Below are 20787 nucleotides of genomic sequence, written 5' to 3'. Positions count from 1 at the left end.
ACTTCAGCCCCCTCTTCGGAGGGGCGGTTATCTTGTCGGAGTGCTAATTTTCCACAAAAGCGTTCGTGATGCGTCAAGGCGGCAAGTCGGTGAATCTCCAGGAGCTTACATAAGTAAGTGACTGGAGTGAGCGGACGAAGCCAACGAAGAGGCAGCGCGAAGGATGAAGTGGAAAAGGCTGAGACCGTTAATTCGGGATCCGCGGAACCTGATCAGGTTAATACCTGCGAAGGGAACAAGAGTAATTCTGCTTTATGCTGCTGCCTTTACGGGCGGCGCACATCCATTACTCCATCCGTCGTCTGACAAGCCACGTCCTTAATTTTTTGGAATGAGCTATGTCTACAACAACGTTAACCCGCCGCGAGCAGCGCGCTAAAGCCCAGCATTTTATCGATACGTTGGAAGGCACCGCGTTTCCCAACTCGAAACGCATCTACGTGACCGGTTCGCAGCATGATATTCGCGTACCGATGCGCGAAATTCAACTTAGCCCCACGCTCATCGGCGGCAGTAAAGACAACCCGCAGTTTGAAGAGAACGAAGCCGTACCGGTATACGACACCTCCGGCCCCTATGGCGATCCTGAGGTGGCGATTAACGTCCAGCAGGGTCTGGCGAAACTGCGCCAGCCATGGATTGACGCACGTAACGATAGCGAAGAATTAGACGACCGTAGCTCGGCTTATACCAGAGAACGTCTGGCCGACGATGGCCTGGACGATCTGCGCTTTACCGGCCTGCTGACGCCAAAACGCGCTAAAGCGGGCAAGCGCGTCACCCAGTTACACTACGCCCGCAAGGGGATCGTCACTCCCGAAATGGAGTTCATCGCCATCCGTGAAAACATGGGCCGCGAACGCATTCGTAGTGAAGTGCTGCGCCACCAGCATCCGGGGATGAGCTTTGGCGCGCGCCTGCCGGAAAACATTACGCCGGAATTCGTGCGTGATGAAGTCGCCGCGGGCCGCGCGATTATTCCCGCCAACATCAACCACCCGGAATCGGAGCCGATGATTATTGGCCGCAACTTCCTGGTCAAAGTGAATGCCAACATCGGTAACTCGGCGGTCACCTCCTCCATCGAAGAAGAGGTGGAGAAGCTGGTGTGGTCAACGCGCTGGGGCGCAGACACGGTGATGGATCTCTCCACCGGCCGCTATATCCACGAAACCCGCGAATGGATCCTGCGTAACAGCCCGGTACCGATCGGCACCGTCCCGATCTACCAGGCGCTGGAGAAGGTCAACGGGATCGCCGAAGATCTTACCTGGGAAGCGTTCCGCGACACGCTGCTGGAGCAGGCCGAACAGGGCGTCGACTACTTCACCATTCACGCGGGCGTGCTGTTGCGCTACGTGCCGATGACCGCCAAACGCCTGACCGGTATTGTCTCGCGCGGCGGTTCGATCATGGCGAAGTGGTGCCTCTCGCATCACAAAGAGAACTTCCTGTTCGAACATTTCCGCGAGATCTGCGAAATCTGCGCCGCCTACGACGTTTCCCTGTCGTTGGGCGACGGCCTGCGCCCCGGCTCCATTCAGGACGCCAACGACGAAGCGCAGTTCTCCGAGCTGCATACGCTGGGCGAGCTGACCAAAATCGCCTGGGAATACGACGTGCAGGTGATGATTGAAGGCCCGGGTCATGTACCCATGCATATGATTCAGCGCAACATGACCGAAGAGCTGGAGAGCTGCCATGAAGCACCGTTCTACACCTTAGGGCCATTGACCACCGATATCGCGCCGGGCTATGACCACTTCACCTCCGGGATCGGTGCCGCGATGATCGGCTGGTTTGGCTGCGCGATGCTGTGTTATGTGACGCCGAAAGAGCATCTCGGCCTGCCGAACAAAGAAGATGTGAAGCAGGGGCTAATCACCTACAAAATCGCCGCCCACGCCGCGGATTTAGCCAAAGGACATCCGGGCGCGCAGATCCGCGATAACGCCATGTCGAAAGCGCGCTTCGAATTCCGCTGGGAAGATCAGTTTAACCTCGCGCTCGACCCGTTCACCGCCCGCGCTTATCACGATGAAACCCTGCCGCAGGAGTCCGGCAAAGTCGCCCACTTCTGTTCCATGTGCGGGCCGAAATTCTGCTCGATGAAAATCAGCCAGGAGGTCCGCGACTACGCCGCCGCGCAAGCCATTGAAGTCGGCATGGCGGATATGTCGGAGAACTTCCGCGCCAAAGGCGGCGAAATTTATCTCAAACGGGAGGAAGCCTGATGTATCAGCCTGATTTCCCGACCGTGCCGTTCCGCCTCGGGCTTTACCCGGTGGTGGACAGCGTTGCATGGATTGAGCGTCTACTGGAGGCGGGCGTGCGCACGATCCAGTTGCGTATCAAAGATAAGCGCGATGAAGAGGTGGAAGCGGATGTTATCGCTGCCATCGCGCTGGGGCGTCGTTATAACGCCCGTCTGTTTATCAACGACTACTGGCGTCTGGCAATTAAGCACCGCGCTTACGGCGTGCATCTGGGTCAGGAAGACCTTGAAACCACCGACCTGAAAGCGATTCAGGCGGCGGGCTTACGCTTGGGCGTATCTACCCACAATGATATGGAGATAGACGTCGCGCTGGCCGCTAAGCCTTCTTATATCGCGCTGGGTCATGTCTTCCCCACGCAAACCAAGCAGATGCCTTCCGCCCCGCAGGGGCTGGCGCAGCTGGCCAGTCATATTGAACGACTGGCGGATTACCCGACCGTGGCAATTGGCGGCATCAGCCTTGAACGCGCTCCGGCGGTACTGGCGACCGGCGTCGGCAGCGTGGCTGTGGTTAGCGCCATTACTCAGGCTGCCGACTGGCGCGCCGCTACCGCGCAGTTACTGGATATTGCGGGAGTTGGCGATGAATGACCGCGATTTTATGCGCTACAGCCGGCAAATCCTGCTCGGCGATATCGCCATTGAAGGCCAGCAAAAGCTGCTCGCGAGTCATGTACTGATCGTAGGTTTAGGCGGATTGGGTTCGCCTGCCGCGCTGTATCTGGCGGGAGCAGGCATCGGCACACTGACGCTGGCGGATGATGACGATGTTCATCTGAGCAATTTGCAGCGCCAGATTCTATTTACCACCGATGATATCGCGCATTCAAAATCTCAGGTTGCCCAGCAGCGCCTGGCACAACTCAACCCCGGTAGCGAGCTGATCGTATTGCAACAACGTCTGACTGGCGATGTGCTTAAAAACGCGGTAGCACACGCCGACGTGGTGCTCGACTGTACCGATAACATGGCCACGCGCCAGGAAATTAACGCCGCCTGCGTGGCGCTCAACACTCCGTTAATTTCCGCCAGCGCCGTCGGCTTCGGTGGCCAGCTAATGGTCCTCACACCACCGTGGGAACAAGGCTGTTACCGCTGCCTGTGGCCGGACGATGTCGAGCCTGAACGCAACTGCCGTACCGCCGGTATCGTCGGACCGGTTGTTGGCGTGATGGGCACCTTGCAGGCGCTGGAGGCGATTAAATTACTCAGCGGTATTGAGACGCCCAGCGGAGAGCTACGCCTGTTTGACGGTAAAACCAGCCAGTGGCGCAGCCTGGCGCTGCGTCGTGCCAGCGGCTGTCCGGTATGCGGAGGGCAACATGCAGATTCAGTTCAATGATGAACCGATGCAGTGCGCCGAAGGGCAAACCGTCAGCAGCCTGCTCGCTACGCTTAATCAGCTTAAACCGGGCGCGGCGCTGGCGCTCAATCAGCAGATCCTGCCGCGCGAGCAGTGGCGGCAACATATCGTGCAGGAAGGCGACCAGATCCTGCTTTTTCAGGTTATTGCAGGGGGTTGAGATGTTACGTATTGCCGACAAAACGTTTGATTCACATCTGTTCACCGGCACCGGGAAGTTTGCCTCATCGCAACTGATGGTCAAGGCGATTCGCGCCTCCGGCAGCCAGTTGGTGACGCTGGCGATGAAGCGCGTGGATTTACGTCAGCACAACGACGCTATCCTGGCGCCGCTGATTGAAGCGGGCGTCACGCTGCTGCCCAATACCTCCGGGGCGAAAACCGCTGAAGAGGCGATCTTCGCCGCCCAACTGGCGCGGGAAGCGCTGGGCACAAACTGGTTGAAATTAGAAATCCACCCGGACGCCCGCTGGCTGTTGCCGGACCCGATCGAAACGCTAAAAGCCGCCGAGGCGCTGGTGAAGCAGGGTTTTGTGGTGCTGCCCTACTGCGGCGCGGATCCGGTGTTGTGCAAGCGGCTGGAAGAGGTCGGCTGCGCGGCGGTGATGCCGCTTGGCGCGCCTATCGGTTCGAATCAGGGGCTGGAAACCCGTGCGATGCTGGAGATTATTATCCAACAGGCCACCGTGCCGGTGGTGGTTGATGCGGGCATCGGCGTGCCCAGCCAAGCCGCACAGGCGCTGGAAATGGGCGCTGATGCGGTGCTGGTTAACACCGCGATTGCCGTGGCGGACGATCCGGTGAGGATGGCAACCGCTTTCCGCCTGGCGGTAGAAGCCGGATTACTGGCGCGTCAGGCAGTGCCGGGGAATCGTAGCACCTACGCCAGCGCCACCAGCCCGCTCACCGGATTTCTGGAGGCATTAGCATGAAAACCTTCACCGATCGCTGGCGGCAACTGGAGTGGGACGATATTCGCCTGCGCATCAACGGTAAAACCACCGCTGACGTGGAACGCGCGCTTAACGCTCCACAGCTAAGTCGTGACGACCTGATGGCACTGCTCTCCCCCGCCGCCGCCGATTATCTGGAACCGCTGGCGCAGCGGGCACAAAGGCTGACCCGCCAGCGCTTTGGCAACACCGTCAGTTTCTATGTGCCGCTTTATCTCTCAAACCTCTGTGCCAACGACTGCACCTACTGCGGTTTTTCGATGAGCAACCGCATCAAGCGTAAGACGCTGGATGATGTGGATATTCAAAGGGAGTGCGATGCTATCCGTGAGTTGGGTTTTGAGCATCTGCTGTTAGTCACCGGCGAACATCAGGCCAAAGTCGGCATGGACTATTTTCGCCGACATTTACCGGCCATTCGTCGCCAGTTTTCCTCGCTGCATATGGAAGTGCAGCCGCTGGCGACCGAGGAGTATGCCGAGCTGAAGACGCTGGGGCTGGATGGCGTGATGGTGTATCAGGAGACCTATCACGAACCGGTATACGCTCAGCACCATTTACGGGGCAAAAAGCAAGACTTCTTCTGGCGGCTGGAGACGCCAGACAGACTGGGACGCGCGGGGATCGATAAAATTGGTTTAGGCGCGCTAATCGGGCTTTCCGACAGCTGGCGGGTTGATTGCTATATGGTGGCGGAACATCTGTTGTGGATGCAAAAACAGTACTGGCAAAGCCGCTACTCTATCTCTTTCCCGCGCCTGCGTCCGTGTACTGGCGGTGTGGAACCCACATCTGTGATGGATGAAAAGCAACTAGTGCAAACGATTTGCGCTTTCCGGTTATTGGCACCGGAAATTGAATTATCACTCTCCACCCGCGAATCGCCGTGGTTTCGCGATAACGTGATCCCGCTGGCGATCAACAACGTCAGCGCCTTCTCAAAAACCCAGCCCGGCGGCTACGCTGACGATCATCCGGAACTGGAGCAGTTTTCTCCCCACGATGCCCGTCGGCCTGAAACCGTAGCAAGCGCGTTAAGCGCGCAAGGATTGCAACCCGTCTGGAAAGACTGGGACAGTTGGCTGGGGCGCGCTTCGCAAACGCGGTGAACCCGTATGTAAACGCATTAGTATTTCACGAACGAGTACGTAATGCGAAAAACGGGAGATTGTTATCGACCTCCCGTTTTTTTATGTCCGTTCTGAACAGCACTGCGATTTTAAAGTTGGCTGTAGTAGAGAAAACTGAGCATCAAATATTTTTTCGCCGAAACTTGATAGTTTATGCCAATATTTTATGTATTCAATAGCATGATTATTGCCATTTCCACTACTGCACATGCCTCGCCCATGAACTTTGCGTAAACTGACTGGTATTCATTATAATGTTATCATGCTTAAACTCAATAAAATCGCAAAAAGAATTATAATCTTCATTTAAAGAATAATTAAAATGTTTTCTAATTCCATTACATACACCATCGGAATAGGGATCAGCATCAAATTTAGTATGCATTATTTCCAATCCAGCAAGTAAAGCCGGGTGGTTATTGCGATCAACAGCTATTATCCCGTTCTCCATAGAAGCACGGCCATCTATCCTTTCTACATGAACAGCGATTCCATCCGGAATATATATACCCCCCAGTTTTTCCGTGATAATCATATCAGCATCGAGATATATACACCCACTATTTGTTGATAAATCATAACACCCAACCTTATCCGCCTCCAAAAATAACTGACCAGCCTTTAACATAGCCATATTCCTGTAAAAATCAAACCATCCATAGCCTTTATCCAGTAAGTAAGATTTAATTAATGAATCATTACCCTCTTGAATATCACTCAATTCTTTTTTTAATAGCTGCAGTAAATGATAATCCCTTTTTTCTTCTGGCATGGACTCTTGCTTAGAAATATTTTCCATATAAATTTCTGATAATTTTTTATCGTACATGCTAAAGTCAATATCATTTCTATATATGACTTTTATGTTTTCATAGTCATACTCAAGTTTTGAAAAAGCATCCTTTTGTCCTGGAAAAAAATCACCATCTACAAAAATACCTATAAGACGTTCTTTTTCAATTGTTGCTGCTTTAATGATATTGTTAAGGTAGGGGTTTTTCTCTGTGTTAATTATAGGTATATCATTTTTCCCAAAGCGAGCAGGATTCCGCTCAAACCACTGGAAAAGAAGAGGGGTTTTCTCATCTAAAAAGCACAAGGGATAATCTTTTCCATTAAAACTTGTAAACTGAATGTCCCTGTCGGTAACAGTTTTAACCAATTCATTTTTTGAAAGCGCGGGAACATATCTATTTAATGGTGGGATCATAACAATTAAATGCTCCATGCTTACTTCATTACATATTTTACATGATGATTATTAGCACATGTTTTTTAGCGTTGCAATCGCTGTCAGCTAAAAGATGCTAAACTAAGCATTAACCGGAGGATACATAAATACCCTACCAGTGAGCAATTAAATAAATAATTTATTAACTTTACTTTTATTCCAGAAATGACATCATATTTATAATTCCTGTAATAAGGTAAAACAAAGACCTTAATGGAATTAAATGCTTCATTTAATGATTTAAAATTTCCCGCGTAAACAACCAATAAAACAGGTTTATCATTTAATGTATGAACAGCAGGTATTTTATAATGGCGAGCCAATAGACTTTAATAACTTAGATTTATGGGATAAATTTAAAGTCACATTTGGATTTAATGTTACAGAAAAAAAGAAACCCAATGGTAAAAAATTCAATTTTGAGTATTGTGGATTCTCTACTTTTATTACGCCGGTTGATGGCGTTGACGGGATTTTAGCAAAGTGGTTCTCAAACAAACATAATGTAATTGTCCCAACGCCTTATACATTCGGTCAGGACCCCATTCCTGGCGTCAATCTTTATCATAATACAAAAGCAAAATTTGTTATGGCTAACGGCGGTAATAGTCTTCCCTGTGCGATGGCAAGATATAACGCAAAAACTGGACAATTTATTCATATAACCAGTGATAGTGAGTTTTCAGCAATAATACGAGAAACAAGAGTCATAAAAAAATAATTCATTTATTCATTAAATTTATAATTACAGATAAAATCAAGAGCCAGCATGGCATTGAAAAATAAAATACGGCTTTTTTATCCGCGCTGGTTTTGACTTGATGAAGAATAACGGTGGCGACAATAATAATAAGACAATAAATAAATATAAGTAATGATTTATGGTGAAGTATATATAACGATAGAAACAATAAAAAAGCGGACAGAACGTTTGAAATGGTTATCTTTTTTGTAAATACCAAAAGACTAAACATTAAATAGATTAATGAAATAATCGCTGGCATTTTCTTTCCTTGTAGGCAAGCGACCCGGAATTCGGTATCCAGCATGAAGCTGGTGGAGGGATAAATACCCCTCCACCATTTAACGATTACTCGTTATCAGAACCGCCCAGACCTGCGTTCAGCAGTTCTGCCAGGCTGGCAGATGCATCTTCCGCAGTCACCTGCGGTGTTGCTGGCTGCTCGCCCGCGGCGCGACGGCGCATACGATCCTGGTGGTACGCATAACCGGTACCGGCCGGAATCAGACGACCCACGATAACGTTCTCTTTCAGGCCGCGCAGTTCGTCGCGTTTACCCGCAACGGCTGCTTCGGTCAGGACACGCGTGGTCTCCTGGAACGATGCGGCAGAGATGAACGATTCGGTTGCCAGAGACGCTTTGGTAATACCCAGCAGATCGCGGGAGAAGGTAGCCCCCACTTTGCCGTTCGCTTCCAGCTCGCGGTTAGCGATCTTGACGCGAGAGTATTCAACCTGTTCGCCTTCCAGGAAGTCGGAACTACCGGCGCTTTCGATGGTCGCTTTACGCAGCATCTGACGAACGATAACTTCGATGTGTTTATCGTTAATCTTAACGCCCTGCAGACGGTATACATCCTGAACTTCGTTAACAATGTAACGCGTCACAGCATGAACACCACGCAGACGCAGAATGTCGTGCGGCGCTTCCGGACCATCGGAAATCACATCACCACGTTCTACACGTTCCCCTTCGAACACGTTGAGCTGACGCCATTTCGGAATCATCTCTTCGTACGGGTCACTACCATCAACCGGCGTAATCACCAGACGACGTTTGCCTTTGGTTTCTTTACCGAAGGAAACGATACCTGCGATTTCAGCAAGGATTGCCGGTTCTTTCGGACGACGCGCTTCGAACAGGTCGGCAACGCGCGGCAGACCACCGGTAATATCCTTGGTACCGCCGGATTCCTGCGGAATACGCGCCAGGGTGTCACCAGAACTAATCTGTACGCCATCTTCCAGCTGTACAATCGCTTTACCCGGCAGGAAGTACTGCGCAGGCATATCGGTACCCGGGATCAGAACGTCATTACCCTGAGCATCAACAATTTTCAGCGCCGGACGCAGATCTTTACCACCGGTAGTACGTTCAGCCGAATCCAGAACCACCAGCGAAGACAAACCGGTCAGTTCGTCGGTCTGACGCGTAATGGTCTGACCGTCGATCATGTCAGTGAAGCGGATGAAACCACTCACTTCGGTGATAACCGGCATGGTGTGCGGGTCCCAGTTTGCCACGGTTTCGCCGCCGGCAACCTGCTCGCCATCACCTTTCGCCATGACAGCGCCATAAGGCACTTTATAGCTCTCTTTGGTACGACCGAATTCGTCGATCAGCTTCAGTTCGGTGTTACGGGAAGTGATAACCAGTTTACCGCTGGAGTTCACAACCGACTTCACGTTGCTGAGCTTGATGCTACCTTTGTTCTTAACCTGGATGCTGGATTCAGCAGCCGCACGCGATGCCGCACCACCGATGTGGAACGTACGCATCGTCAGCTGTGTACCCGGTTCACCGATGGACTGTGCCGCGATAACGCCGATAGCTTCACCTTTGTTGATGATGTGGCCACGCGCCAGGTCACGACCATAGCAGTGCGCACATACACCAAAGTCGGTGTCGCAGGATACAACGGAACGCACTTTAACGGCGTCAACGGAGTTTGCTTCCAGCAGGTCACACCACTGTTCGTGCAGCAGCGTGTTGCGTGGAACCAGAATGTCCGCGGTACCCGGTTTCAGCACATCTTCCGCCGTCACACGACCCAGAACGCGGTCACGCAGCGGCTCTTTCACGTCGCCACCCTCGATAACCGGGGTCATCAGGATACCTTCGTGCGTACCACAGTCATCTTCGGTCACTACCAGATCCTGCGCGACGTCAACCAGACGACGAGTCAGGTAACCGGAGTTCGCGGTTTTCAGTGCGGTATCCGCCAGACCTTTACGCGCACCGTGGGTGGAGATGAAGTACTGGAGTACGTTCAGACCTTCACGGAAGTTCGCGGTGATTGGCGTTTCGATGATGGAGCCATCCGGCTTCGCCATCAGACCACGCATACCAGCAAGCTGACGAATCTGTGCCGCAGAACCACGCGCACCGGAGTCGGCCATCATGTAGATGCTGTTGAAGGAAACCTGCTGCTCTTCCTGGCCGTCACGGTTAATCACGGTTTCGGTTTGCAGGTTATCCATCATCGCTTTGGATACACGATCGTTCGCCGCAGCCCAGATATCGATAACTTTGTTATAGCGTTCGCCAGCGGTTACCAGACCAGACTGGAACTGCTCCTGGATCTCAGCAACTTCAGCTTCCGCCTCAGAGATGATCTCGTGTTTTTTCTCCGGGATGACCATGTCATCAATACCAACGGACGCACCTGAACGCGCTGCATAAGCAAAGCCGGTGTACATCGTCTGGTCCGCAAAAATAACGGTCGGTTTCAGGCCCAGAATACGGTAGCAAGTGTTCAGCATTTTGGAGATCGCTTTCTTGCCCAGCGCCTGGTTGACGATGGAGAAAGGCAGACCTTTCGGTACGATCATCCACAGAATGGCGCGACCAACGGTCGTGTCTTTCAGGCTGGTGTGCGCAACGAATTCGCCGTTTTCATCTTTTTCATATTCAGTGATACGCACTTTAACGCGCGCATGCAGAGAGGCCAGACCTGCGCGATAGATACGCTCAGCTTCTTTCGGGCCAGTCAGCACCATGCCTTCGCCTTTGGCGTTAACACAGTCACGGGTCATGTAGTACAGACCCAATACCACGTCCTGAGACGGAACGATGATAGGTTCGCCGTTCGCCGGAGACAGGATGTTGTTGGTAGACATCATCAGCGCACGCGCTTCAAGCTGGGCTTCCAGCGTCAGCGGTACGTGAACAGCCATCTGGTCACCATCGAAGTCGGCGTTATATGCCGCACAAACCAGCGGGTGCAGCTGGATAGCTTTACCTTCGATCAGTACCGGTTCAAATGCCTGGATACCCAGACGGTGCAGTGTTGGTGCACGGTTGAGCAGTACCGGGTGTTCGCGGATCACTTCGTCCAGGATATCCCAAACGACGGCTTCTTCACGCTCAACCATTTTCTTCGCGGCTTTGATGGTGGTGGCAAGGCCACGCAATTCCAGCTTGCCGTAGATGAACGGTTTGAACAGCTCCAGCGCCATTTTCTTCGGCAGACCGCACTGGTGCAGACGCAGGTATGGACCTACGGTGATAACAGAACGACCGGAGTAGTCAACACGCTTACCGAGCAGGTTCTGACGGAAACGACCCTGCTTACCTTTGATCATGTCGGCCAAAGATTTCAGAGGACGCTTGTTAGAACCGGTGATCGCACGACCGCGACGACCGTTATCCAACAGGGCGTCAACCGCTTCCTGCAGCATACGTTTTTCGTTACGTACGATGATGTCCGGCGCAGCCAGATCCAGCAGACGCTTCAGACGGTTGTTACGGTTAATGACGCGACGATACAGATCGTTCAGGTCAGAAGTCGCGAAACGACCACCATCCAGCGGAACCAGCGGACGCAGATCTGGCGGCAGAACCGGCAGAACGGTCAGGATCATCCACTCTGGCTTGTTGCCAGACTGTACGAAGGCTTCCAGCAGTTTGATACGCTTGGTCAGCTTCTTACGCTTGGTTTCGGAGTTGGTTTCGTTCAGCTCTTCGCGCAGAGTTTCACACTCTTGCTCCAGATCCATGCTCTTCAGCAGGGCCTGGATAGCTTCCGCACCCATCTTCGCGTCGAATTCGTCACCGAACTCTTCCAGCGCGTCCAGATACTGCTCTTCAGTCAGGATCTGTTGACGTTCCAGGTTGGTCATACCGCCTTCGATAACCACATAAGATTCGAAGTACAGTACGCGTTCGATATCGCGCAGCGGCATATCGAGCAGCAGACCGATACGGGACGGCAGCGATTTCAGGAACCAGATGTGAGCAGTCGGAGACGCCAGCTCGATGTGGCCCATACGCTCACGGCGTACTTTGGTCTGGGTCACTTCAACGCCGCACTTCTCACAAATAACACCACGATGTTTCAGGCGCTTGTACTTACCGCACAGGCACTCGTAGTCTTTTACCGGCCCAAAGATACGGGCGCAGAAAAGGCCGTCACGCTCAGGTTTGAACGTACGGTAGTTGATGGTTTCCGGCTTTTTAACTTCACCGAAAGACCATGAACGGATCATGTCTGGCGAAGCCAGAGCAATTTTGATCGCATCAAACTCTTCGGTTTTAGTCTGCGCTTTCAGAAACTTTAATAAATCTTTCACGGATTTGCTCCCGTCGGAGTTAGCACAATCTGGTGTCGGGTTTTACCCCGACACCAGTGACCTGTTTGAGCGAGAATTACTCGTCTTCCAGTTCGATGTTGATGCCCAGCGAGCGGATCTCTTTCAACAGAACGTTGAAGGATTCCGGCATACCCGGTTCCATCTGATGGTTGCCGTCCACGATGTTCTTATACATCTTGGTACGACCGTTCACGTCATCAGACTTAACGGTGAGCATTTCCTGCAGGGTGTAGGCGGCGCCGTAAGCTTCCAGCGCCCACACTTCCATCTCCCCGAAGCGCTGACCACCGAACTGCGCCTTACCACCCAGCGGCTGCTGAGTAACCAGGCTGTAAGAACCGGTAGAACGCGCATGCATCTTGTCATCAACCAGGTGGTTCAGTTTCAGCATGTACATGTAACCGACGGTTACCGGACGTTCGAACTGTTCACCCGTACGGCCATCGAACAAGGTGATCTGACCGGAGGTCGGCAGGTCGCCCAGTTTCAGCAGCTCTTTGATTTCCGCTTCTTTCGCACCGTCAAACACTGGTGTGGCAATCGGCATACCTTTACGCAGGTTTTCTGCCAGACGCAGCACTTCATCATCGCTGAAGGTGCTCAGGTCGACTTTCTGACGAACGTCGGCGCCCAGATCGTAGGCACGCTGGATGAATTCGCGCAGTTTCGCGACTTCCTGCTGCTGTTTCAGCATGGCGTTAATCTTGTCGCCAATACCTTTCGCAGCCATACCCAGGTGGGTTTCCAGAATCTGACCGATGTTCATACGAGACGGTACGCCCAGCGGGTTCAGTACGATGTCTACCGGCGTGCCGTTTTCATCGTAAGGCATGTCTTCGATCGGGTTGATCTTAGAGATAACACCCTTGTTACCGTGACGACCTGCCATCTTATCACCCGGCTGGATACGGCGTTTAACGGCCAGATAGACCTTCACGATCTTCAGCACGCCCGGCGCCAGATCGTCGCCCTGGGTGATTTTACGGCGCTTCGCTTCAAGTTTTTTCTCGAACTCGTGTTTCAGTTCGTCATACTGCTCAGCCAGTTGTTCCAGCTGATTTTGTTTCTCTTCGTCGGTCAGACCGAGTTCCAGCCAGCGGTCGCGCGGCAGTTTGTCGAGCTTCTCAGCTTCAACGCCGCCGGACACCAGCACCGCACGGATACGGCTAAACAGGCCCGCTTCGAGGATCTGCAGTTCTTCAGACAGGTCTTTTTTCGCCTGCTTGAGCTGCATCTCTTCGATTTCCAGAGCACGTTTGTCTTTTTCTACGCCATCGCGAGTAAAGACCTGAACGTCGATAACCGTACCGGAGACACCGTTAGGTACGCGCAGAGAAGAGTCTTTAACGTCAGACGCTTTCTCACCGAAGATCGCACGCAGCAGTTTCTCTTCCGGCGTCAGCTGGGTTTCACCTTTCGGCGTCACCTTACCGACCAGAATGTCGCCGCCGGTCACTTCCGCGCCAATGTAAACGATACCGGATTCATCCAGTTTGGAGAGCGCAGCTTCACCCACGTTCGGGATGTCAGCGGTGATCTCTTCCGGCCCCAGCTTGGTGTCACGGGACACGCACGCCAGTTCCTGAATGTGGATGGTGGTGAAACGGTCTTCCTGGACAACACGCTCGGAAACGAGGATGGAGTCTTCGAAGTTGTAGCCGTTCCACGGCATGAACGCCACGCGCATGTTCTGACCGAGCGCCAGTTCACCGAGGTCGGTGGACGGACCGTCTGCCAGCACGTCGCCGCGCTCAACCGGCTCGCCCAGAGACACACATGGCATCTGGTTGATACAGGTGTTCTGGTTAGAACGGGTGTATTTGGTCAGGTTATAGATGTCGATACCCGCTTCGCCCGGGTACATCTCGTCTTCGTTAACTTTGATAACGATACGGGACGCATCCACGTACTGAACAGTACCGCCACGTTTAGCTACTGCAGTAACACCGGAGTCGACGGCGACAGCACGTTCCATACCGGTACCCACCAGCGGCTTGTCAGCGCGCAGAGTCGGAACCGCCTGACGTTGCATGTTCGCACCCATCAATGCACGGTTGGCGTCATCGTGTTCCAGGAACGGGATCAGGGACGCACCGACGGAGACCACCTGCTGGGTGGAAACGTCCATGTAGTCAACCTGGTCGCGGCTGAACAAGCTGGATTCGCCTTTGCTACGGCAGGTAACCAAATCTTCTACAAAGTGGCCTTCGTCATCCAGGTTGGAGTTCGCCTGAGCGATAACGTAGTTGCCTTCTTCGATAGCAGACAGGTAATGAATTTCGTCAGTAACCACGCCATCAACCACACGACGGTACGGCGTCTCAAGGAAGCCATATTCGTTAGTCTGTGCGTACACGGACAGGGAGTTGATCAGACCGATGTTCGGACCTTCCGGCGTTTCGATAGGACATACGCGACCGTAGTGCGTCGGGTGTACGTCTCGAACTTCGAAGCCTGCGCGTTCGCGGGTCAGACCGCCTGGGCCGAGTGCGGAGATACGACGTTTGTGCGTAATCTCAGACAGCGGGTTGTTCTGGTCCATAAACTGAGACAGCTGGCTGGAACCAAAGAACTCTTTCACTGCGGCGGAAATCGGCTTGGCGTTGATCATATCCTGAGGCATCAGGGTATCCAGATCGCCCAGAGACAGACGCTCTTTCACCGCACGCTCTACACGCACCAGGCCAACGCGGAACTGGTTTTCCGCCATTTCGCCGACGGAACGGATACGACGGTTGCCGAGGTGGTCGATATCATCCACTTCGCCTTTACCGTTACGGATATCGATGAGCTTCTTCATGACATCAATGATGTCGTCTTTGCTCAGGATACCGGAACCTTCGATTTCGTCGCGCAGCAGAGAACGGTTGAACTTCATACGACCCACCGCAGACAGGTCATAGCGGTCTTCGGAGAAGAACAGGTTCTCGAACAGGCTTTCAGCCGCTTCGCGTGTCGGCGGCTCACCAGGGCGCATCATGCGGTAGATTTCTACCAGCGCGCTCAGACGATCGTTAGTTGGGTCGACGCGTACCGTTTCAGAAATGTACGGGCCGTGGTCCAGATCGTTGGTAAACAGCGTTTCGATACGCTTGTGGCCGGACTGGCTCAGCTTAGCCAGCAGATCCAGGCTCAGCTCCATGTTCGCCGCGCAGATCAGCTCGCCAGTAGATTCGTCAACGTAGTCTTTAGAGACGACTTTACCTGCGATGTACTCAACCGGAACTTCGATATGCTTGATATCGTCTTTTTCCAGCTGACGGATGTGACGCGCGGTAATGCGACGGCCTTTTTCAACGTACACTTTGCCGTTAGCTTCGATATCGAACGACGCGGTTTCGCCACGCAGACGTTCTGGAATCAGCTCCATCTGCAGTTTGTTGTCGCGAATTTCGAAGACGACTTTCTCAAAGAACAGGTCAAGGATCTGCTCAGTGGTGTAGTTCAGCGCACGCAGGATGATGGTCGCAGGCAGTTTACGGCGACGGTCGATACGTACGAACAGGTTGTCCTTCGGATCGAATTCGAAGTCCAGCCAGGAACCACGGTAAGGAATGATGCGCGCGTTATACAGCACTTTACCCGAAGAGTGGGTTTTACCTTTGTCGGAGTCAAAGAAGACGCCAGGACTACGGTGCAGCTGAGAAACGATAACACGCTCAGTACCGTTGATAACAAAGGTACCGTTGTCGGTCATGAGCGGAATTTCGCCCATGTAGACTTCTTGTTCTTTAATGTCTTTTACGGTGCCTTCCGGCGCTTCGCGCTCGTAGATCACCAGACGCAGTTTTACGCGCAGCGGTGCGGAATAGGTCACGCCACGGATCTGACATTCCTGAACGTCAAACACCGGTTCGCCAAGGCGGTAGCTGACGTACTGCAGCTCGGAATTACCGCTGTAGCTCTGAATCGGGAACACGGAACGGAAGGCTGCTTCCAGGCCGTACTGCCCTTCAGGATCTTGCTCGATAAACTTCTGAAACGAGTCAAGCTGGATAGAAAGGAGATAAGGTACATCCAGAACTTGTGGACGTTTACCAAAATCCTTACGAATACGTTTTTTCTCGGTATAGGAGTAAACCATAGGGTTCCTCAGCTCGCTGACAAGTCGACCCATCTGTCCTGCGGGGGACAGTTTGTGCAACACTATTTTGTTGACCGGAAAATGGATACTTTCCGCAATGCCTGTTGCTATCACGCTTAAACCATTTCATTGCGATTTACACAGAACGTACGCTCTGTCGCAGTATATTAAGTCGTCGATAGAAACAAGCATTGAAAGGCACAGCAGTAGTCAAACAGTGTGAAACGCTACTGGCGCCTTACAGCGCAAAAAGGCTGGTGACTAAAAAGTCACCAGCCATCAGCCTGATTTCTCAGGCTGCAACCGGAAGGGTTGGCTTATTTAACTTCAACTTCAGCGCCAGCTTCTTCCAGAGATTTTTTCAGTGCTTCAGCGTCATCTTTGCTCACGCCTTCTTTCAGAGCGGCCGGAGCAGATTCTACCAGGTCTTTAGCTTCTTTCAGACCCAGGCCAGTTGCGCCACGTACTGCTTTGATAACAGCAACTTTGTTAGCGCCAGCAGCTTTCAGAATTACGTCGAATTCAGTTTTTTCTTCAGCAGCTTCAGCCGGGCCAGCAGCTACAGCTACAGCAGCAGCAGCGGAAACACCGAATTTTTCTTCCATTGCAGAAATCAGTTCTACAACGTCCATTACGGACATAGCGGATACTGCTTCAATGATTTGATCTTTAGTGATAGACATTTAAATTGTTCCTGAATATCAGAATAAGTTTATACGTAAGCAAATGCTTGATAAAGACAACTGCGATTACGCAGCTTCTTTTGCATCGCGTACAGCAGCCAGTGTGCGAACCAGTTTGCCAGCCGAAGCTTCTTTCATGGTTGCCATCAGGCGTGCAATTGCTTCTTCGTAGGTCGGCAGAGTTGCCAGGCGGTCGATCTGAGACGCCGGGATCAGCTCACCTTCAAAGGCTGCAGCTTTGACCTCAAATTTTGCATTCGCTTTCGCGAACTCTTTGAACAGACGAGCAGCAGCGCCCGGGTGTTCCATAGAGTATGCAATCAGGGTCGGACCAACAAACGTGTCTTTCAGGCACTCGAACTGAGTACCTTCAACGACGCGGCGCAGCAGGGTGTTACGAACAACACGCATGTATACGCCAGCTTCACGACCTGCTTTACGCAGTTCAGTCATTTTATCTACAGTTACGCCACGGGAATCCGCAACTACTGCAGACAGCGCGCCTTTGGCTACTTCGCTGACTTCAGCAACAATCGCTTGTTTGTCTTGAAGATTTAAAGCCATTAGCTTTGCTCCTGGATGTTTGCCGGAACTCATGTTCCGGAACTCACTTCACTCATCTCAACGAGAAGAGCGTCTTAATACGGTGAGCAGAAACAAGCCAGAGTATCAAAAATAATCTTAGCGTTCTGTCACCGTCTACGCAGGGGATTAAGCCTCTTGCGAGACGCCTGCGGTCTTCGACGGAGGCCTGGATAGGCCAGGCTCCAACGAACAAATTCTTTCTATGACTTCGTCCTTTGAACCGCAGCTGTGTTAGCTGCGCTCGTTCACACCAGTCACATAGTTAACTATGCTCCTGGCGATTCACTCACTTGCTGCCTTGCTGCAATTCAAATGACTCGCATAGTGCTCTGTTATATTTCAACAGAATCGTGGGGGTAAGATTGTAGACAAAATCACCGCCCACGTAAAGACTAATCTTAGTTCGCAGATGCGCTCAGACCAGCCTGATCAACGGCAACACCAGCACCCATGGTGGTGGAGATGCTAACTTTCTTGATGTACACGCCTTTCGCCTGGCTCGGTTTTGCTTTTTTCAGCGCAACCAGCAGAGCTTCCAGGTTTTCTTTCAGTTTGTCAGCGTCAAAGTCCACTTTACCGATGGTGGTGTGGATGATGCCGTTTTTGTCGTTACGGTAACGAACCTGACCTGCTTTAGCGTTCTTAACCGCTTCAGCAACGTTCGGAGTTACGGTACCGACTTTCGGGTTTGGCATCAGGCCGCGCGGACCCAGAACCTGGCCCAGCTGGCCAACAACGCGCATTGCATCCGGGGATGCGATAACAACGTCGAAGTTCATTTCGCCTTTCTTGATCTGGTCAGCCAGATCTTCCATACCTACCAGCTCAGCGCCAGCAGCTTTAGCTGCTTCAGCGTTCGGGCCCTGGGTAAATACGGCAACGCGAACAGAACGGCCAGTACCGTGCGGCAGTACAGTCGCGCCACGAACGTTCTGGTCAGATTTACGAGCATCGATGCCGAGGTTAACGGCAACGTCAACGCTTTCGTTGAATTTAGCAGTGGCCAGCTCTTTCAGCAGGGCAATAGCTTCATTGATGTCGTACTGTTTGGTCGCATCAACTTTTTCACGGATCACGCGCATACGCTTGGTCAGTTTAGCCATTTCTTAGTCCTCCACTACCAGGCCCATGGAACGTGCAGTACCTTCGATGGAGCGAGTCATCGCTTCAATGTCGGCACCGGTCATGTCGGCAGCTTTGGTCTGCGCGATTTCCTGCAGCTGAGCGCGGGAAATTTTACCTACTTTGTCTTTGTTCGGCTTGCCGGAACCAGACTTGATACCAGCCGCTTTTTTCAGCAGAACAGCTGCCGGAGGCGTTTTGGTAACGAAGGTGAAAGAACGGTCAGCGTAAACGGTAATAACAACCGGAATCGGCAGACCTTTTTCGATGGAATCCGTTTTTGCGTTGAACGCTTTGCAGAATTCCATGATGTTCACACCCTGCTGACCCAGTGCTGGACCAACCGGCGGACTCGGGTTCGCCATACCAGCTGCAACCTGCAGCTTGACGTAGGCTTGTACTTTCTTAGCCATTCTAAATTCCTCGAATTGGGTAGTATCGCTTCAAAGAAGCTCCCCGTGATAAATATCGCTTTATGGGCATAAGGCCCATAAAAACAAAAGGCGCGAAATTGTATGTCAATTTCGCGCCCTATGCAACGATTAGATCGCTGCTTTTTTGATCGCAGCCTTACGCTTTCTCAACCTGGCTGAAGTCCAGCTCTACCGGGGTCGCACGACCGAAGATAGAAACAGACACTTTCAGGCGAGACTTCTCATAATCGACTTCTTCGACAACGCCGTTAAAGTCTGCGAACGGACCGTCGTTAACACGAACCATTTCACCCGGTTCAAACAACGTTTTCGGCCGCGGCTTATCGCCAACCTGCTGCAGGCGGTTCATGATCGCATCGACTTCTTTGTCGCTGATCGGCGCCGGACGGTCAGAGGTACCGCCGATAAAGCCCATCACACGCGGCACGCTGCGCACCAGGTGCCAGCTTGCGTCGTTCATGACCATCTGGACCAGAACGTAACCCGGGAAGAATTTGCGTTCGCTTTTGCGACGCTGGCCGCCACGGATCTCAACGACTTCTTCAGTCGGCACCATGACTTCGCCAAACAGCTCTTCCATATTGTGTAATTTGATATGCTCGCGCAGCGATGTGGCTACGCGGCCTTCAAAACCGGAAAACGCCTGAACGACGTACCAGCGCTTTTTAGGTGCTTCAGACATCTCAGAACCTCAGGCCAGTGATAAAGGATACCAGGCGAACCAGAATACCATCCAGTCCCCACAGGATCAGTGACATAACTGCGGTAACCGCAGCGACGATCAGCGTGGTGTGCAGCGTTTCCTGGCGAGTCGGCCAAATGACCTTACGGACTTCGGTTCTCGCTTCACGGGCAAAAGCAACGGTTGCTTTACCTTTTGTCGTCAACAGCGCGACACCACCCGCTGCAGCAATCAGAATTACTACGGCCAGCGCACGCAGCGGCAGCATCATGTCGCGATAGAGGTAGTTGCCGACGATTGCGACGATCAGCAATATGGCAACAACTATCCACTTCATCGCTTCCAGGCCGCGCCCGCTCCCTTGAGCTTCGGTATTCGCACTCATAAACCAACCTGTCAGAAGTATTCTACAAACATTTTCACCCCGCAATCGCGAGGCAATCCAAATCGAAACGCTTATTCGCCTTTCGGATTATACGCCCTCTACAGAGCCTGTCTCAGCAATGATTATGACAAATAAAATCACTGATGAGCCAGGTTCTGGTGTGAAAGCGTGCAAAAAGGGCATCAAATGATGCCCTTTTATTGCGCATTGCGTCAAATGTTATCAGCGATTAGCCGAGAACTTTAGCAACAACGCCCGCGCCAACGGTACGGCCGCCTTCACGGATTGCGAAACGCAGACCGTCGTCCATCGCGATCGGGTGGATCAGGGTAACAACCATTTTGATGTTGTCGCCCGGCATTACCATCTCTACGCCTTCCGGCAGTTCGATGGTGCCAGTCACGTCAGTAGTACGGAAGTAGAACTGCGGACGGTAGCCTTTGAAGAACGGAGTATGACGGCCGCCTTCATCTTTGGACAGAATGTACACTTCAGATTCGAACTTGGTGTGCGGCTTGATGG

Annotated in this window: 16 protein-coding genes, 2 pseudogenes and 1 riboswitch; of the genes and pseudogenes, 7 read left to right on the top strand and 11 right to left on the bottom strand. The window is 52.4% G+C overall.

What is annotated here, in order from left to right; all coding sequences use genetic code 11:
- Positions 1–27 precede the first annotated feature (27 nt).
- A riboswitch (TPP riboswitch) is annotated at positions 28–252 on the top strand.
- A gap of 86 nt (positions 253–338) precedes the next feature.
- Genes thiC through thiH form a run of 6 tightly spaced genes read left to right on the top strand, consistent with a single transcriptional unit; the run spans position 339 to position 5703 of the window.
- Entirely contained in the window at positions 339–2234 is a 1896-nt protein-coding gene (gene thiC / locus J4650_RS22125; protein ID WP_023993917.1) for a phosphomethylpyrimidine synthase ThiC, read from the top strand.
- Positions 2234–2869 carry a thiamine phosphate synthase gene (thiE, locus tag J4650_RS22120; RefSeq protein ID WP_023993918.1) on the top strand — a complete coding sequence of 212 codons (636 nt, stop codon included), beginning with the start codon at positions 2234–2236 and terminating at the stop codon, positions 2867–2869. The genes thiC and thiE overlap by 1 nt, the downstream gene beginning before the upstream one ends.
- The gene (locus tag J4650_RS22115; RefSeq protein WP_000999764.1) at positions 2862–3620 is read left to right on the top strand and encodes a HesA/MoeB/ThiF family protein; all 759 of its coding nucleotides are present in this window, start codon (positions 2862–2864) and stop codon (positions 3618–3620) included. Before thiE ends, J4650_RS22115 begins: the two co-directional genes overlap by 8 nt.
- Positions 3601–3801, top strand: coding sequence for a sulfur carrier protein ThiS (thiS, locus tag J4650_RS22110; protein WP_001166846.1), 201 nt, complete (start codon positions 3601–3603; stop codon positions 3799–3801). Before J4650_RS22115 ends, thiS begins: the two co-directional genes overlap by 20 nt.
- Position 3802: 1 nt before the next feature.
- The gene (thiG, locus tag J4650_RS22105) at positions 3803–4573 is read left to right on the top strand and encodes a thiazole synthase (protein ID WP_000944119.1); all 771 of its coding nucleotides are present in this window, start codon (positions 3803–3805) and stop codon (positions 4571–4573) included.
- On the top strand, positions 4570–5703 hold the full coding sequence (gene thiH / locus J4650_RS22100) for a 2-iminoacetate synthase ThiH (protein WP_023196055.1): 1134 nt from the start codon (positions 4570–4572) through the stop codon (positions 5701–5703). Before thiG ends, thiH begins: the two co-directional genes overlap by 4 nt.
- Positions 5704–5923: 220 nt before the next feature.
- On the opposite strand, the gene J4650_RS22095 is transcribed toward thiH, so the two are convergent.
- Positions 5924–6952: a type III secretion system effector arginine glycosyltransferase SseK1 gene (locus J4650_RS22095; RefSeq protein ID WP_000400592.1), complete on the bottom strand. Its 1029-nt coding sequence runs from the start codon at positions 6950–6952 to the stop codon at positions 5924–5926.
- A gap of 380 nt (positions 6953–7332) precedes the next feature.
- Between J4650_RS22095 and J4650_RS22090 the strand changes: the two are divergent.
- A pseudogene (locus J4650_RS22090) lies at positions 7333–7676 on the top strand (cytoplasmic protein).
- Between the two features lies 1 nt (position 7677).
- On the opposite strand, the gene J4650_RS22085 reads toward J4650_RS22090, so the two are convergent.
- From J4650_RS22085 to tuf, 10 genes and pseudogenes are all read right to left on the bottom strand, one after another.
- Complete coding sequence (locus J4650_RS22085) at positions 7678–8004, bottom strand: hypothetical protein (RefSeq protein ID WP_001654075.1); 327 nt, start codon at positions 8002–8004, stop codon at positions 7678–7680.
- 41 nt (positions 8005–8045) lie between these two features.
- A complete protein-coding gene (gene rpoC / locus J4650_RS22080; protein WP_000653965.1) occupies positions 8046–12269 on the bottom strand; it encodes a DNA-directed RNA polymerase subunit beta' in 4224 nt (1407 codons plus the stop codon).
- Between the two features lie 76 nt (positions 12270–12345).
- Positions 12346–16374, bottom strand: a complete 4029-nt coding sequence (gene rpoB / locus J4650_RS22075) for a DNA-directed RNA polymerase subunit beta (protein WP_000263105.1) — start codon at positions 16372–16374, stop codon at positions 12346–12348.
- Positions 16375–16691: 317 nt separating this feature from the next.
- Positions 16692–17057 carry a 50S ribosomal protein L7/L12 gene (rplL, locus tag J4650_RS22070; protein WP_000028882.1) on the bottom strand — a complete coding sequence of 122 codons (366 nt, stop codon included), beginning with the start codon at positions 17055–17057 and terminating at the stop codon, positions 16692–16694.
- A gap of 66 nt (positions 17058–17123) precedes the next feature.
- Positions 17124–17621 carry a 50S ribosomal protein L10 gene (gene rplJ, locus J4650_RS22065; RefSeq protein WP_001207203.1) on the bottom strand — a complete coding sequence of 166 codons (498 nt, stop codon included), beginning with the start codon at positions 17619–17621 and terminating at the stop codon, positions 17124–17126.
- Between the two features lie 419 nt (positions 17622–18040).
- A complete protein-coding gene (gene rplA / locus J4650_RS22060) occupies positions 18041–18745 on the bottom strand; it encodes a 50S ribosomal protein L1 (RefSeq protein WP_001096676.1) in 705 nt (234 codons plus the stop codon).
- Positions 18746–18748: 3 nt separating this feature from the next.
- Positions 18749–19177 (bottom strand): 50S ribosomal protein L11, encoded by a 429-nt coding sequence (gene rplK / locus J4650_RS22055; protein ID WP_001085926.1) that lies wholly within the window; start codon positions 19175–19177, stop codon positions 18749–18751.
- Positions 19178–19334: 157 nt separating this feature from the next.
- Positions 19335–19880, bottom strand: coding sequence for a transcription termination/antitermination protein NusG (gene nusG, locus J4650_RS22050; protein WP_001287521.1), 546 nt, complete (start codon positions 19878–19880; stop codon positions 19335–19337).
- A gap of 1 nt (position 19881) precedes the next feature.
- On the bottom strand, positions 19882–20265 hold the full coding sequence (gene secE / locus J4650_RS22045) for a preprotein translocase subunit SecE (protein WP_001275691.1): 384 nt from the start codon (positions 20263–20265) through the stop codon (positions 19882–19884).
- Positions 20266–20494: 229 nt separating this feature from the next.
- Positions 20495–20787, bottom strand: a pseudogene (gene tuf / locus J4650_RS22040) (elongation factor Tu); the annotation flags it as partial.

The sequence above is a fragment of the Salmonella sp. 32120201201600049SM genome (genome assembly GCF_017572835.1).
Taxonomy (GTDB): Bacteria; Pseudomonadota; Gammaproteobacteria; order Enterobacterales; family Enterobacteriaceae; genus Salmonella; species Salmonella enterica.
Note: the sequence above shows the minus strand (reverse complement) of the source record. Positions and strands in the feature narration are given on the sequence as shown.

Bases quoted from the DNA above. Each gene is read 5' to 3' on its own strand.
- J4650_RS22085 (WP_001654075.1), bottom strand. From the start codon at position 8,004: ATGCTGGATACCGAATTCCGGGTCGCTTGCCTACAAGGAAAGAAAATG.
- rplA (WP_001096676.1), bottom strand. From the start codon at position 18,745: ATGGCTAAACTGACCAAGCGTATGCGCGTGATCCGTGAAAAAGTTGAT.
- rplL (WP_000028882.1), bottom strand. From the start codon at position 17,057: ATGTCTATCACTAAAGATCAAATCATTGAAGCAGTATCCGCTATGTCC.
- rplJ (WP_001207203.1), bottom strand. From the start codon at position 17,621: ATGGCTTTAAATCTTCAAGACAAACAAGCGATTGTTGCTGAAGTCAGC.
- thiC (WP_023993917.1), top strand. From the start codon at position 339: ATGTCTACAACAACGTTAACCCGCCGCGAGCAGCGCGCTAAAGCCCAG.
- rplK (WP_001085926.1), bottom strand. From the start codon at position 19,177: ATGGCTAAGAAAGTACAAGCCTACGTCAAGCTGCAGGTTGCAGCTGGT.
- J4650_RS22115 (WP_000999764.1), top strand. From the start codon at position 2,862: ATGAATGACCGCGATTTTATGCGCTACAGCCGGCAAATCCTGCTCGGC.
- rpoB (WP_000263105.1), bottom strand. From the start codon at position 16,374: ATGGTTTACTCCTATACCGAGAAAAAACGTATTCGTAAGGATTTTGGT.
- thiS (WP_001166846.1), top strand. From the start codon at position 3,601: ATGCAGATTCAGTTCAATGATGAACCGATGCAGTGCGCCGAAGGGCAA.
- secE (WP_001275691.1), bottom strand. From the start codon at position 20,265: ATGAGTGCGAATACCGAAGCTCAAGGGAGCGGGCGCGGCCTGGAAGCG.
- J4650_RS22095 (WP_000400592.1), bottom strand. From the start codon at position 6,952: ATGGAGCATTTAATTGTTATGATCCCACCATTAAATAGATATGTTCCC.
- thiG (WP_000944119.1), top strand. From the start codon at position 3,803: ATGTTACGTATTGCCGACAAAACGTTTGATTCACATCTGTTCACCGGC.
- thiE (WP_023993918.1), top strand. From the start codon at position 2,234: ATGTATCAGCCTGATTTCCCGACCGTGCCGTTCCGCCTCGGGCTTTAC.
- nusG (WP_001287521.1), bottom strand. From the start codon at position 19,880: ATGTCTGAAGCACCTAAAAAGCGCTGGTACGTCGTTCAGGCGTTTTCC.
- thiH (WP_023196055.1), top strand. From the start codon at position 4,570: ATGAAAACCTTCACCGATCGCTGGCGGCAACTGGAGTGGGACGATATT.